Here is a 13,469-nt window from a genome sequence, read left to right as displayed (position 1 = left end):
CCGGTCGGGAGGACCGCCCTTCGGTAAAGGCGTCTTGGGGGAGGTGCCGGCCGCGCGAACCCGCTCAGGGACGCTCGGGCGGGTCCTCCTGGTTGCGGACCTTCTCGTCGAGCTCACGCAGGAAGTCGGGGTCGTCGTCGGGGCCGGTCGCCCGTGGCTTCTCGGGCCGCTGGCCCGATGACCAGGGGAACTCCGCGCGCGGGATGCGGTCGGAGACCACCTGTTCGGACCGCAGGGTCCGCACGAGCAGCACCGCGACCACGGCCGCGCCGACGAGAAGGATCAGGAAGAACAACATCAGGCCACCTCCGCTGTCCAGCGTAGCGAAGGTGGCCTGACGTGCGGGTGAAGTCGAGACCCTCACCCCATGTGCGTGGTCCGGATCAGCGCAGGCCGCTGTTCGCCTCGCTGGTGAGGTCGGCCAGCAGGCCACGGACCTCGGACTCGCGGAACCGGCGGTGTCCGCCCGGCGTACGGATCGAGCCGATCCGCCCGGCCGATGCCCAGCGGGTCACGGTCTTGGGGTCGACGCGGAAGAGCGTGGCCACCTCACCCGGGGTGAGAAGTCGCTCGGGTGCCTGAGTCGGAGCTGCCATGGGGATCCTCCCGAAGTGCACGTGGAGTATGTGTCACGGTGCTCGCCGGAGGCATCCGGCCGGGTACCGCTCTCTCTTTCCGGGCCATCGTGACACCACAGACCCCGGGTACTCGAACGGTGTTGTGTGAGTAAAGGGTTCTTAAAGGGCAAAGCCGGTGAACGACTCGAACCGGACAGCTGGGGGCATCCGGGGAGGGACCGCCACCCGGCGGGGTGGCCGCGATCCGGACGTCCGTGCCGAGCCCGGGCGGAACCGGGCAGCCGCGGCCCGGTCGGTCCGGCCCGTACCCTGGTGGCCATGACGTCTCCGACCCCGCCGCAGGCCGCGGCGCGGGAGCGTGCCGGTGAGCCCGGGCTGGCCACCACGGTGGCGCTCTACACGCTCGCGCGGCTCGGTCTGCTCGCCGTGATGACGGTCGTCCTCGCGTTGATCGGCGTGCCGTGGCTCGTCGCGCTGCTCGTGGCGCTCGTCGTCGCACTGCCGCTGTCGATGGTGCTGTTCCGCGGGCTGCGGGAGCGGCTGGACCGGGCGATCGCCGCGTCGACGGCCCGCCGGTCGTCGGAGCGGGCGTCGCTGCGTGCCCAGCTGCGCGGCGACGTCGGCCCGCCGCCGACCCCGGTCGTACCCGCCGAGCCGGCGTCCCCGTCCACGTCGGCGACCGGAGCACCGTCCACCGCGTCTCCGTCTGGCGCTTCCCCGTCTGCCGCGTCGCAGTCGGTCGTTGACGGCCCGGGTGGCGCTGACGGCGCTGAGGCGTCCGCCGGGTCCGACCCGGCCCCGTCGGGAGCTGACGGCCCGGCCCGCTGACGGCCGGACGCCCCGGCCCACCGGCCGGTTGCGCTCCGACGTGTGGGCCCGCGGGCCCCTTCCCGCGACGGATCGCCCCGGTACGGCCGACCGCCGTACGCCGACGTCCCGACGGGGCGCGCCACGGTCGGGGGACGGATCGACCCGCCCACGGCGGTGCCGGGACCGGTCTCAGCCGAACGCGAGCCCGACCGCCACGGCCACGCCCCAGGCCAGCAGGAGCAGGCCGGTGTCCTTGAGGACGGGGATGAGTGCGGGGCCCTGTGCCCCGCCGAGCACGATCCGCACCGGCCGCACGGCCGCGGGCAGTGCGAGGAGCGCCAGCAGTACGCCGGGCCGGTCGAACGCGGCACCGACCGCGACGACGAACGGCACCAGTACCAGCGCGAGGTAGAGCATCCGGGTGCCGCGGTCCCCGAGTCGCACCGCGAGGGTGCGCTTGCCGACGACCCGGTCGCCCGGGATGTCCCGCAGGTTGTTCGCGACCAGCACGGCGCAGGTCAGCAGCCCGGCACCGACCGCGGCCCCGACGGCGACGGCGTCGACGCGCCCGGCCTGGGTCACCATGGTTCCCAGCACCGCGACCGGGCCGAAGAACACGAACACCGCGACCTCGCCGAGCCCGGCGTAGCCGTAGGGCCGCGATCCGCCGGTGTAGTACCAGGCCCCGACGATGCACAGGGCCCCGACGAGCAGCAGCCACCACTGACCCGAGATCGCCGTGAGCACCAGCCCGGCGACGGCCGCGATCCCGAAGCAGGCGAACGCCGCGGTCTTCACGGTGGCCGGCTCGGCGGCCCGGGAGCCGACCAGGCGCTGGGGGCCGACGCGCTCGTCGTCGGTGCCGCGGATGCCGTCGGAGTAGTCGTTGGCGAAGTTCACCCCCATCACCAGCGCGACCGCCACCAGGAGGGCGAGCAGTGCGGAGCCGGGAGCGACGGCGCCCGCGCCGAGCGCGGCGCCGGTCCCGACGAGGACGGGGGAGATCGCGGTGGGAAGGGTGCGCGGCCGCGCACCCTCGACCCACTCTGCCGTGGTGGCCACCCCGGAAACCTATCTCGCCGCGCCGCCGTCCCGCCGGAACCGTCCCACTCGCAGCCACACCCCTGGGCAGGTCGCCACACCCGCTGCAACGGGTGTGAGGACCGGCCCAGGGGTGTGGCTGCGGACCCGGGAGGTCAGGGGGTGCCGGAGGGTGCCCGTTGGGCCGAGCCGGGCGTCACGCGGGCGGCCTGGCTGGCGCCGTCGGGGACCTCGCTCGTGGGTGCTGGCGTGGGGGTGCCTGCCGGGGCCCCGCCGGCGGCCGGAGCCCCGGTGCCCGGCCGGCCCGCCCCGGAGGGCGACGGTGCCGGGGAGGCCGGAGCGGTGCCTGCCGGGGCGGAGGGGGTGGCCGGGGCCGGAGCAGGTGAGCCGGCCGCCCCGGCGGGTGCCGGGGAGGTCGCGGACCCGCCGGGCGCGGGGGAGGCCGCGGACCCGCCGGGCGCTGCCGGAGCAGCGGATCCGGCGGCCGTCGGAGCAGCGGTGCCGCCGGACGCGGCGGGAGCAGTGGTGCCGCCGGACGCGGCGGGAGCAGTGGTGCCGCCGGACGCGGTGGGAGCGGCGGAGCCACCGGGCGCAGCAGATCCACCAGGGGCAGCGGAGGCGCCGGGCGCGGACGGCGCAGCGGGCGTGGGCCCGGCGGCGGAGGAGCCGGACGGAGCGGGCGCGGCGGGCTCGGCCGGGGCGTCGCAGGTCGGGACGTCGCCCGGCAGCCCGGCGAACTCCGCCGTCGGGAGGTACTGGCCGTCGCCGATCCGGACGAACGCGCCCGAGGTGCACTGCACCGGCACCTCGGTGGCGTCGACGGCGATCCCGACCGACTCCGCGCCGGCCTCGGGCCGGGCGAGGATCTGCACGTCCGGAGCGCCCTCGGTGCGGATCGCGGACAGCCGCTGCGACCCGGTCCACAGGTAGTCGACCTGCACCTGCGAGTTGTCCTTCAGCCCCAGGACGTCCCAGAAGATGCCGTCGCCCAGGTCGATGCCCGCCGGGTTGGCGACCTTGCGGCCGAACTGGTCCTTGCCGCCGTTGTGCCCGTTGCGCGCGGCCGCGGCCTGCGGCACGCCCTGGGGCAGGTCCTTCCACATCTGGCGCTGGTTCGACGGGTTCCAGTAGTCGTCCTTGGTGTTCCACGGGCCGATGTCCCACACCGGGGCGATCGCGCAGCGGCCGTTGGGGGCGCAGACCTTCACCGAGTAGTCGGTCTTGCCGTTGGCCGAGAGCGCCCGACGCGACGGCAGCGCGACGAAGCGGTCCCGGTTGACGATCTTGTGGCCGTTCGCGGTGGTGCCGCCGACGAGCCCCTCGCGGGTCGCGAACACCGAGTAGCTGCGCGGAGCGGCTTCGGTGAGCGGCTCGCCCTCGGCGCCGGCGCTCGGCGTCGCGGTGAGGGTGACCTCCCGGACGGTCGGATCGGCCGCGCCGGTGGCGGTGAGGACCAGGCGTCCCTGCACCTCGGTGACGGCCTCCGGCAGCTCGGTGCGGGAGCCCTCGGCGGGGATCCACTCGGTCCAGCCGCCGCCTGCCCGCTTGCCCCGGACGTCGACCGACGCCGTCGAACCGGGAGGGGTGTCCGCGACCAGCCGGGAGTCGACCTCGCGGGTCGGGGTGTCCAGGGTGTGCGGCGCGAGGGTCAGCAGCCCGGTCGGGACGACCTCGGCCGGGTCCGGGGAGGACTCCGTGTCCCCCTCGTCCGCCGGGGCCCCGAAGGCCGTCGACCGGTCGAACCGGGCCCCGTCGGGCGAGACGACGACACCGTTCCCGGTGCCCTCGCTCAGCTCCGGCTGCCACGTCGTGCCCGGCTCGCCGGCCATCGCCGGGACCGTGGCGGCGGCACAGAGCGCGCCGGTCGCGGCGAGCAGACCGATGGCCCGCAGCCCGGCCCGCGTGATGCTGCGCATGGACAACCCCCGCTGATAGCTGTGACTCGTGTGACGACGGGGAACCCTGTGATGGGTGTGGGTTCTGAGTCGCCAGTGGTCGTAGCACACTCGATTTCAGGGGCGCGCGCAACGCACTCTGTGTGAACCAACTCCAAGGTGTGTACGCGGATCGGGTGGTCGGGACCGTGACGCAACGGTGCGATCCCACTGCTGAACGTGACCGACAACTCCGCTGGGTGAGCGGTCAGGTGGAGCGTGCCCGCGTCAGGAGCTCCGCGACTGCGGTGCGGTCGGGCTTGCCGATCCCGTGCTCGGGCACGGTGTCGGCCCGCAGCAGCAACCGCGGTACGGCGGCACGACCGCAGGCCGCACGGACCGCGGCGCGCAGTGCGTGATCGTCCGGAGCGGCCGCGGCGGGCACCACGAGCGCGGCCACGATCTGACCCCACTCGTCGTCGGGGAGGCCGACGACACACGCCGCGCGGACGCCGTCGACCGCCAGGAGCGCCCGTTCCACCGCGGCCGGCGCGACCTTCTCGCCCCCGGTGTTGACGACGTCGTCGGCCCGGCCCAGGACGGTCAGCGTCCCGTCCGGCGCGAGCTCGCCGAGGTCCCCCGTCCGGAACCGGCGGACGCCCCCGTCGGACACGAAGGCCTCCGCGGTCGCCTCCGGCGCCCCCAGGTACCCGCCGGCGACGACCGGCCCGCCCAGCACCACCCGACCGTCGGCCGGGTCGAGGGTGACCTCGACGCCGTCGAGCGGGACGCCGTCGTAGACGCAGCCGCCGCAGGTCTCGCTCATCCCGTAGGTGGTGACCACCCGCACCCCCGCGGCGAGCGCGCGCTCGCGCAGCCGCGGGTCCAGCGCCGCCCCGCCGACGAGTACGGCGTCGTACCCGGCCAGGGCGTACAGCGGGGCGGCGCCGTGGTCGAGGATCCGTGACAGCTGGGTCGGGACGAGGCTGGTGTAGCGACGGGTGCCGTGCGCCATCCGCCCGGTCGCGCGGGCCAGGCCGTCGGGCCGGAAGCCGTCGCGGACGTCCTGGACCACACAGGCCGTGTCCGCGAGCAGGGCGCGCAGCACCACCTGGACCCCGGCGACGTGCTGGGCGGGCAGCGTGAGCAGCCACGACCCCGGGCCGCCGAGACGGGCGTGCGTCGCCGCGGCCGAGGCCCGCAGCGCGTCCGCGGTGAGCGCGACGTACTTGGGCTCCCCGGTCGATCCCGACGTGGCGACGACGGCGACCAGCCCGTCGGGCAGCTCCCCGGCGGCTGCCGCCCGCGCCACCGGCCCCGGCAGCGCGGCGGCCTGCGCAGTGTCGGCCTGCCCGGCGCCCGCATCCGGACCGGGCCCGGATCGCACGGGCAGCACCGCGGGCCCCGCGCCGTCGAGGGCGGCCCGCAGCGCGGCGGCCAGCCTGGTCACCGACTCCGCGGAGCCGTCCACCGGAAGTGCACGCACAGTCATGCTGTCAACCCTGTCTGCCGTGACGCACGCAACCGGAAGCAGCGTCCGAACGGCCTCTTTCATCAGATTCGGGGAACGGTGTATGGCACGTGCAACGCGGACGGCCTCCCGCCCGACTCAGGGGGTGAGAGCGGCGGCGCACCCGCCCGCCGGTCACGGGTTCGAAGGAGCTCACCATGCCGTACACCGCCTCCGCCGACGCGTCCCCGACCGGGAGCCCGCGCTCGCTGCGCTGCCGTCGGCCCGCCGGCTCCGGGCACCGTGCGGACGCCGGCGAGCTCGCGGCACTGGCCTTCGACCTGCCCGCCGGCCCGGTCGGCCCTCCGGCCCCCGCCTCGACCCCGGCGCCGGTCCGGGTCCCGGTGCCGCAGCGTCCGGCGGTCGTGGTCCCGCAGCAGAGCGGCCCGCGGGGCGGCGCGGCGCGGCCGGTCCCCGTGCCCCGACCGCGCCCGACCGCGGAGTGACGACCTAGTAGTGCCAGGGGAAGGGCGACCAGTCCGGGTCGCGCTTCTCCAGGAACGAGTCCCGGCCCTCCACCGCCTCGTCGGTCATGTAGGCCAGCCGGGTCGCCTCGCCGGCGAAGAGCTGCTGGCCGACCAGGCCGTCGTCGGCGAGGTTGAACGCGTACTTCAGCATCCGCTGGGCCTGTGGCGACTTGCCGTTGATCTCCCGGGCCCACTGCAGGGCCTCGGTCTCCAGCTCGGCGTGGTCGACCACGGCGTTGACCGCGCCCATGTGGTGCATCTGCTCGGCGCTGTAGGTCCGGCCGAGGAAGAAGATCTCCCGGGCGAACTTCTGGCCGACCTGGCGGGCGAGGTAGGCCGAGCCGTAGCCGCCGTCGAAGGAGCCGACGTCGGCGTCGGTCTGCTTGAAGCGTGCGTGCTCGCGGGAGGCGATCGTGAGGTCGGCGACGGCGTGCAGCGAGTGCCCGCCCCCGGCGGCCCAGCCGTTGACCACGGCGATGACGACCTTGGGCATGAAGCGGATCAGCCGCTGGCACTCCAGGATGTGCAGTCGCCCCGCCCGGCCCTGCTCGACGGTCTCCGCGGTGTCCCCGGAGGCGTACTGGTAGCCGGTGCGGCCACGGATGCGCTGGTCGCCGCCGGAGCAGAAGGCGCGCTTGCCGTCCTTGGGGGAGGGGCCGTTGCCGGTCAGCAGGACCGCGCCGACGTCGGAGCTGGTCCGGGCGTGCTCCAGGGCGCGGTACAGCTCGTCGACGGTGCCCGGCCGGAAGGCGTTGAGGACCTCGGGACGGTCGAACGCGATCCGGACCGCGCCGGTGTCGCGGGCGCGGTGGTAGGTGATGTCGCGGAAGTCGAACCCGTCGACCGGCGTCCACGCGTCCGGATCGAAGGTCTCGGAGACGGTCATGGCCGCACTGTAAGGACTCAGTCCGCGACGAGCGCCGCCAGCCGCTGTGCGACGGCGAGCGCGGGGCCGGGGCCGGTCCACCCGGCGTCGCCGTCGGCGTCCCAGACCTCCGACAGCACGCACACCGCGAACCCCCACGCCACCGCGCGGTCCCACGCGATCCCGACGGCGTCGGCGAGCCGTTCCAGCCGGTCCGGGGCGCGGCGGGCCAGCTCGGCCGGGTCGGCGTCCAGGGGGTTGTACAGCAGCTGCCCGCAGTCGTAGCCGGGATCGCCGACCCGGCCGTGCGGGTCGATCGCCAGCCACGGCTCGCGGGTCGCGGCGAGGACGTTGTGCTGGTGCAGGTCCCCGTGCAGCAGCACCTCGCGCTCCGCGGAGCCGCACAGCTGCGTCCACAGGGCCGCCGCCCGTTCCACCAGCGGCCGGGGCAGGACCGCGTCGGGGCGGTTCAGGTGCGCGTCGAACGCCGCCCGCTCGACCGCGACGTGGTCGAGCCCCGCCGGGACGGGCGCGCGGTGCAGCCGGGCGAGCAGCCCGCCGATCACCTCGACGGCCCGGTCGTCGGGCACGGCCGTGAGCTCGGTGCCGGGATCGGCGCGCTCCAGCAGCAGCGCCCCGCGGGCCGGGTCGGCCCACAGCAGCCGGACCGCGCCGTCGCCGTCCCAGGCGCGCAGCGCTGCGGTCTCGGCGTCGAGGTGGCCGTCGGGCACGCCGGCCTTCAGCACGGCCGGGGTGCCGTCCGCGCAGGTCACCGCGCGCACCGCGTGGAAGGTCTGCGGCAGCGTCGCGCCGAGCTCCAGGTCCAGCTCGCCCGCGAGGTCGGCGAGCAGCCGGTCCCGGGTGGCAAGCCAGGTCGCCCCCGCCGGGCCCCAGGTACGCACCACGGTGTCGGCGAGCTCGTCACGGGGCATCGGCGCAGCGTGCCGAGGCGATCCGGATCACCGCAACCGTGTTCCCGTCGACGGCAGCGCCCCGGGGACCGCGGGGTAGCGTCGGCTCCCAGCCCCGACCCGTCGCACGGGCCGGAGTCTGCGCCGAGAGGAGCCCCGTGACCACCGACAGCGCCGCGCGTCCCACCACCGCGAGGAGCGAAGGCGGATCGCGTTCGACCACCGCGTACCGCGCCCTGGAGAACGACCTGCGTGCCGCCATCGGCGGGGAGGTCCGGTTCGACGCGGGCAGCCGTGCGATGTGGTCGGCGGACGCCTCGAACTACCGGGGCGTGCCGATCGGCGTGATCGCCCCGCGCGACGCCGCCGACGTCGAGGCCGCCATGGCCGTGTGCCGCGCGCACGACGTCCCGGTCATGCCGGTCGGGTCCCGCACCTCGATCGCGGGCCAGGCCGTCAACACCGCGGTCGCGATGGACTTCCGTACGCACTTGGACGCGATCCTGTCCGTGGACCCCGACGCCCGCACCGCGACCGTGCAGCCCGGCGCCGTCTGCGACGCCGTGCGCGACGCCGGCAAGCCGCACGGGCTGACGTTCGGCCCGGACCCGTCGACGCACAACCGCTGCTCGATCGGCGGCATGATCGGCAACAACGCCTGCGGCTCGCACTCGGTGGCCTGGGGCAAGACCGTCGACAACGTCCGCGAGCTGGAGGTCCTCACCTACCGCGGCGAGCGGATCGTCCTCGGCGGCGAGGGCACCGAGACCGGCGCGATCCCGGACGCGCTGCGCGCACTGGGCACGAGGGTCGCCGGCGACGTCGAGAAGCACGTGCCCGAGCTGACCCGGCGGGTGTCGGGCTACAACCTCGACCAGCTCGTGCCGGGGAACGTGAACCTGGCGAAGGCACTGGTCGGCACCGAGGGGACCTGCGCGACGATCCTGTCCGCGACCGTCGACCTGGTCGAGTCCCCGCCCGCCCGCGCGCTGGCCGTGCTCGGCTTCCCGGACGCCTACCACGCCGCGGACAACGTGATGATCGTCCGCGAGCAGAAGCCGCTGACCATCGAGGGCATGGACGCCGGGCTGATCGCCTCGCTGCGGGCGCTGCGCCCCGACGAGACGACCAGCCGGATGCTGCCCGAGGGCAAGGGCTGGCTCTACGTCGAGACCGGCGGCGCCACCCGCGCCGAGGCCGAGGCCGCCGCGCAGGCCGTCGTCGACGCGATGAAGGCCTACACGACCGGTGCCGTCGTCGTCGGTGAGCCGAAGCAGATGGCCGCGCTGTGGAAGGTGCGCGAGGAGGGCGCCGGGTTGCTGACCCGCTCGCCCGAGGGCGGCGAGGCCTGGCCCGGCTGGGAGGACGCCGCCGTCCCGCCGGAGCGCTTCGGCGCCTACCTGCGCGAGTTCGACAAGGTCCTGGAGTCCCACGGCCGCAAGGGCATCTACTACGGCCACTTCGGCGACGGCTGCCTGCACGTGCGGATCGACTTCGACCTGCTCACCAAGCCCGGTGTGCAGAACTTCCGCGACTTCATGATCGCGGCCGCGGACCTCGTCGTCGCGCACGGCGGGTCGCTGTCCGGCGAGCACGGCGACGGCCAGGCCCGCGCCGAGCTGCTCCCGCGGATGTACCCGCCGCAGATCATCACCGCCTTCGAGGACTTCAAGGGGATCTGGGACCCGGACGACCGGATGAACCCGGGTCGCGTCGTGCGCCCGGCGACGATGGACGAGAACCTGCGCGTCCAGCTCGGCATGCCGACCATGCCGGACGAGCCGAAGCTGGCCTTCGGCCACGACCGCGGCAGCTTCCACCGGGCGACCCGGCGCTGCCTGGGTGTCGGCAAGTGCGCCGTCGACACCGGCTCCGGGGTGATGTGCCCCAGCTGGAACGTGACCAAGGAGGAGAAGCACTCCACCCGCGGCCGCGCCCGGCTGCTGTTCGAGATGGCGAACGGCGAGATCATCACCGACGGCTGGCAGTCCGACGAGGTCGCCGAGTCGCTCGACCTGTGCCTGTCCTGCAAGGGCTGCAAGTCCGACTGCCCGGTCGGGGTCGACATGGCCTCGTACAAGACCGAGTTCCTCGCGAACCGCTACCACCGGCGGATCCGGCCGCGCACGCACTACTCGATGGGTGCGCTCCCGCGCTGGCTGCGCGCGGTCGGGGTGCTGCCGGCCGCGGCGGTCGACGGGCTGAACCGGCTCGCGCAGGTCCCGCTGCTGGCGACGGTCGCGAAGAAGGCGGGCGGCATCGACGCGCGCCGCGCCATCCCGCCGATCGCCCGGGAGACCTACACCGCCCAGGCCGCCCGCGGGCTGCCCATGTCGACGGTGCCGGACCTCGGTGTTCCGCCCGGCAGCCGCGGCCCGCTGCTGCTGTGGACCGACACCTTCACCGACCACTTCGACCCGGAGATCGCGGCCGACGCCGTCGCGGTGCTCACCGGGCTCGGGTACCGGGTGGAGCTGCCCCCGCGCAACGTCTGCTGCGGCCTGACCTGGACTTCCACCGGCCAGGTCACCGCGGCCCGCCGGGTGCTGGCGCGCAGCCTGCGCGCGATCGGCCCGGCGCTCGACGCCGGGATCCCGGTCGTCGGGCTGGAGCCGTCCTGCACCGCCGCGCTGCGCAGCGACGCCGCCGAGCTCCTGCCCGACGAGCCCCGGGTGAAGGCCCTGAAGAACCAGGTGTCGACCTTCGCCGAGCTGCTGGCCCGGCACGCCGACGAGCTGTCCGCCGTCGCGGGCGAGGGCAACGGCGCGGCGCTGGTGCAGATCCACTGCCACCAGCACGCCGAGCTGGGCTCCGAGCCCGACCGTGCCGTGCTCGCGGCACTCGGCGTCGACGCCACCGTGCTCGACTCCGGCTGCTGCGGCCTGGCCGGCAACTTCGGGTTCGAGGACGGCCACTACGACGTCTCGATGGCGTGCGCCGAGCGGGCCCTGCTGCCCGCGGTCCGGGCCGCCGACGAGTCCGTGGCCCTGCTGGCCGACGGCTACTCCTGCCGCACCCAGGTCCGCCAGGCGGGCGAGCGGGAGCCGGTGCACCTGGCCCAGATCGCGTACCGCGCCCTGCGAGGGTGATCGTCGGGAGTAGTGATCATGCAGGGCGCCGACGAGGAGGACCCATGTCCGACGACCGACGGGCGCTGGCGCTGGGCGGCGGCGGGCTGACCGGCATCGCCTGGATGTACGGGCTGCTGGCCGGGCTCCTCGCCGACGGCGTCGACCTGCGGGACGCCGACCTCGTCGTCGGGACCTCGGCGGGGTCGGTGGTGGGCGCCAACCTGGCGGTCGGGCGTGACCCGGCCGCGCTCGCGCAGACCCAGCTCGCTCCGCCGTCCGGGGAGATCGCTGCGGCCCTCGGGCTGCGGCTGGCGGTCCGCTACGGCCTCGCCGCGCTCGCCGGCCCGCGCGACGCGACCCGGGTGCGGGCCCGGATCGGCCGCCTCGCCCTCGACGCCGAGACGGTGCCGGAGTCCGAGCGGATCGCGGTGATCCGGTCCCGGCTCGACGGCGCCGACTGGCCCGCCGACCGGGACCTGCGGGTGACCGCCGTCGACGCCCACACCGGCGCGTTCCGGGCCTTCGGTCGCGACGACGGCGTCGAGCTCGCCACCGCGGTCGCCGCCAGCTGCGCGGTGCCCGGCGTCTGGCCGCCGGTCACGGCCGCGGGCACCCGCTGGATCGACGGCGGGGCCCGCTCGGCGGCCAACGCCGACCTCGCCGCCGGGTACGGCCGCGTCGTCGTCATCGCGCCGCTCTCCCTGGGGCTCGGTGGCGCCGGGACGCCGCGAGTGCAGGCCGAGGCGCTCGGCGCGCTGGCCCGGGTCGCCGTCGTCGAGCCGGACCGGCGTTCGCGCCGGGCGTTCGGCCGCAACCCGCTCGACCCGGCCCGCCGTCCCGCGTCGGCGCGGGCCGGCCGGGCGCAGGCGGCGGACGTCGCCGCCGAGGTCGCACGGGTCTGGCGCTGAGCCGGGCCCGCATTCCCGCCCGAGACGGATCCCACGGGCCGGTATGAGCGCGCGCCGGTGCGGGTAGCCGACGGACATGACTGTTCCCACGATCAAGCTGAACGACGGCCGGCAGATCCCGCAGCTCGGTTTCGGTGTCTTCCAGATCGAGCCCGGTGACACCGCGGACAAGGTCAAGGCGGCCCTGGACCTCGGCTACCGCCACATCGACACCGCGCAGATGTACGGCAACGAGGAGGGCGTCGGCAAGGCCGTCGCCGACTCCGGCATCCCGCGCGACGAGCTGTGGATCACCACCAAGCTGAACAACGACGGGCACAGCCGCGAGGCCGCGGTCCGCAAGCTCGACGAGAGCCTCACCAAGCTCGGCCTCGACCACGTGGACCTCTACCTGATCCACTGGCCGCAGCCGAAGCAGGACCGCTACGTCGAGACCTGGCAGGGCCTCGAGGACGCGCAGAAGGCGGGCAAGGCGCTGTCCATCGGCGTCTCGAACTTCCAGACCGACCACCTCGACCGGCTGGCGAAGGAGACCTCCACGGTCCCGGCGGTCAACCAGATCGAGTTCCACCCGCGCCTGGTGCAGCGCGAGCTGCGTGAGTACCTCCAGCAGCACGACATCGCGCTGGAGGCGTGGAGCCCGATCGGCCAGGGCAAGGGACTGCTCGAGGCGCCCGAGCTGACGGAGATCGCCGAGCGGGTCGGCAAGTCCGCCGCGCAGGTCGTGCTCCGCTGGCACATCCAGCTCGGGAACATCGTGTTCCCGAAGTCGAACAACCCGGAGCGCATCAAGGAGAACTTCGAGATCTTCGACTTCGCGCTGAGCGAGGACGACATCGCCGCGGTGGAGAAGCTCCACACCGGCAAGCGCATCGGCCCGGACCCCGACGACTTCGGCTGATCCGCGCCCCGCGACACCACGGCCCGGCACCCTCGCGCAGGGGCGCCGGGCCGTCGTCGTGACGAGGGAGGGTGATGCGTGTCACCCTGGCTGTTTCCGGTGGGCACGGCGCCGGCCGTCACCCGACGGGGGCCCGACCCGGGGTGACCCGGTGGACGTGGGCGCACACGTCCGTACGGTGGGGACGATGTTGGCGATCACCGAGAACGCCGCCGAGGCGATCAAGACTTTGAGCACCGACGCCGAGCTGCCCGAGGACGGGGGCCTGCGCATCTCCGCGCCGGACCCGGCGCAGGGGCTGGAGCTGGCCCTCGCGCAGGCGGGCGACGCGCAGGACACCGTGCTGCGAGGGGAGGGCATCACCGTCTTCCTCGAGCCGGCCGCGGCCCAGTTGCTGGACGACAAGGTCCTCGACGTCCAGCCCGTGGCGACCGAGCAGGGCGAGCAGGAGCTGCGCTTCGCGATCGTCGAGCAGCCCGAGGCCCCGGACGCCCCGCAGGCCTGACCCCCACCCGACCGCGTCGTGGCCCCAC

Annotated in this window: 13 protein-coding genes; 6 read left to right on the top strand and 7 right to left on the bottom strand. The window is 74.9% G+C overall.

All coding sequences use genetic code 11. From position 1 onward, the window contains the following. Nucleotides 1–64: 64 nt before the first annotated feature. Together FVA95_RS03465 and FVA95_RS03460 are read right to left on the bottom strand one after the other, a co-directional pair. Nucleotides 65–298, bottom strand: coding sequence for a hypothetical protein (locus FVA95_RS03465; RefSeq protein ID WP_020622554.1), 234 nt, complete (start codon nucleotides 296–298; stop codon nucleotides 65–67). Nucleotides 299–383: 85 nt separating this feature from the next. After that, the gene (locus FVA95_RS03460) at nucleotides 384–596 is read right to left on the bottom strand and encodes a BldC family transcriptional regulator (protein WP_043276768.1); all 213 of its coding nucleotides are present in this window, start codon (nucleotides 594–596) and stop codon (nucleotides 384–386) included. Between the two features lie 300 nt (nucleotides 597–896). On the opposite strand from FVA95_RS03460, the gene FVA95_RS03455 reads away from it, so the two are divergent. Next, complete coding sequence (locus FVA95_RS03455) at nucleotides 897–1,406, top strand: DUF4229 domain-containing protein (protein WP_149662902.1); 510 nt, start codon at nucleotides 897–899, stop codon at nucleotides 1,404–1,406. Between the two features lie 171 nt (nucleotides 1,407–1,577). On the opposite strand, the gene FVA95_RS03450 is transcribed toward FVA95_RS03455, so the two are convergent. The 3 genes from FVA95_RS03450 to menE all read right to left on the bottom strand — a co-directional run bounded on the left by FVA95_RS03450 (nucleotide 1,578) and on the right by menE (nucleotide 5,795). Further along, nucleotides 1,578–2,450 (bottom strand): 1,4-dihydroxy-2-naphthoate polyprenyltransferase, encoded by an 873-nt coding sequence (locus FVA95_RS03450; RefSeq protein ID WP_149662901.1) that lies wholly within the window; start codon nucleotides 2,448–2,450, stop codon nucleotides 1,578–1,580. A 134-nt stretch (nucleotides 2,451–2,584) separates the two neighbouring features. Next, nucleotides 2,585–4,345, bottom strand: coding sequence for a hypothetical protein (locus FVA95_RS03445; RefSeq protein WP_149662900.1), 1,761 nt, complete (start codon nucleotides 4,343–4,345; stop codon nucleotides 2,585–2,587). Between the two features lie 226 nt (nucleotides 4,346–4,571). After that, entirely contained in the window at nucleotides 4,572–5,795 is a 1,224-nt protein-coding gene (menE, locus tag FVA95_RS03440; protein ID WP_193564286.1) for an o-succinylbenzoate--CoA ligase, read from the bottom strand. A 176-nt stretch (nucleotides 5,796–5,971) separates the two neighbouring features. On the opposite strand from menE, the gene FVA95_RS03435 reads away from it, so the two are divergent. After that, a complete protein-coding gene (locus FVA95_RS03435; RefSeq protein ID WP_149662899.1) occupies nucleotides 5,972–6,259 on the top strand; it encodes a hypothetical protein in 288 nt (95 codons plus the stop codon). Nucleotides 6,260–6,263: 4 nt separating this feature from the next. Here FVA95_RS03435 and FVA95_RS03430 read toward each other — a convergent pair whose 3' ends face one another. After that, entirely contained in the window at nucleotides 6,264–7,166 is a 903-nt protein-coding gene (locus tag FVA95_RS03430) for a 1,4-dihydroxy-2-naphthoyl-CoA synthase (protein ID WP_020627403.1), read from the bottom strand. Between the two features lie 17 nt (nucleotides 7,167–7,183). After that, a complete protein-coding gene (locus FVA95_RS03425) occupies nucleotides 7,184–8,077 on the bottom strand; it encodes an aminoglycoside phosphotransferase family protein (RefSeq protein WP_149662898.1) in 894 nt (297 codons plus the stop codon). 137 nt (nucleotides 8,078–8,214) lie between these two features. Here FVA95_RS03425 and FVA95_RS03420 point away from each other — a divergent pair, with 137 nt between their 5' ends. From FVA95_RS03420 to FVA95_RS03405, 4 genes are all read left to right on the top strand, one after another. Then, the gene (locus tag FVA95_RS03420; protein ID WP_240051242.1) at nucleotides 8,215–11,145 is read left to right on the top strand and encodes an FAD-binding and (Fe-S)-binding domain-containing protein; all 2,931 of its coding nucleotides are present in this window, start codon (nucleotides 8,215–8,217) and stop codon (nucleotides 11,143–11,145) included. 44 nt (nucleotides 11,146–11,189) lie between these two features. Further along, entirely contained in the window at nucleotides 11,190–12,035 is an 846-nt protein-coding gene (locus tag FVA95_RS03415; RefSeq protein WP_149662897.1) for a patatin-like phospholipase family protein, read from the top strand. 76 nt (nucleotides 12,036–12,111) lie between these two features. After that, nucleotides 12,112–12,936, top strand: a complete 825-nt coding sequence (locus FVA95_RS03410) for an aldo/keto reductase (RefSeq protein ID WP_149662896.1) — start codon at nucleotides 12,112–12,114, stop codon at nucleotides 12,934–12,936. A 187-nt stretch (nucleotides 12,937–13,123) separates the two neighbouring features. Then, a complete protein-coding gene (locus FVA95_RS03405; RefSeq protein ID WP_164514832.1) occupies nucleotides 13,124–13,441 on the top strand; it encodes an adhesin in 318 nt (105 codons plus the stop codon). The last annotated feature ends 28 nt before the right edge of the window (nucleotides 13,442–13,469 follow it).

The organism is Pseudonocardia sp. EV170527-09 (genome assembly GCF_008369905.1).
Classification (GTDB): Bacteria; Actinomycetota; Actinomycetes; order Mycobacteriales; family Pseudonocardiaceae; genus Pseudonocardia.
The sequence above is the reverse complement of the archived record's forward strand: the minus strand, read 5'-3'. Positions and strand labels throughout refer to the sequence as shown.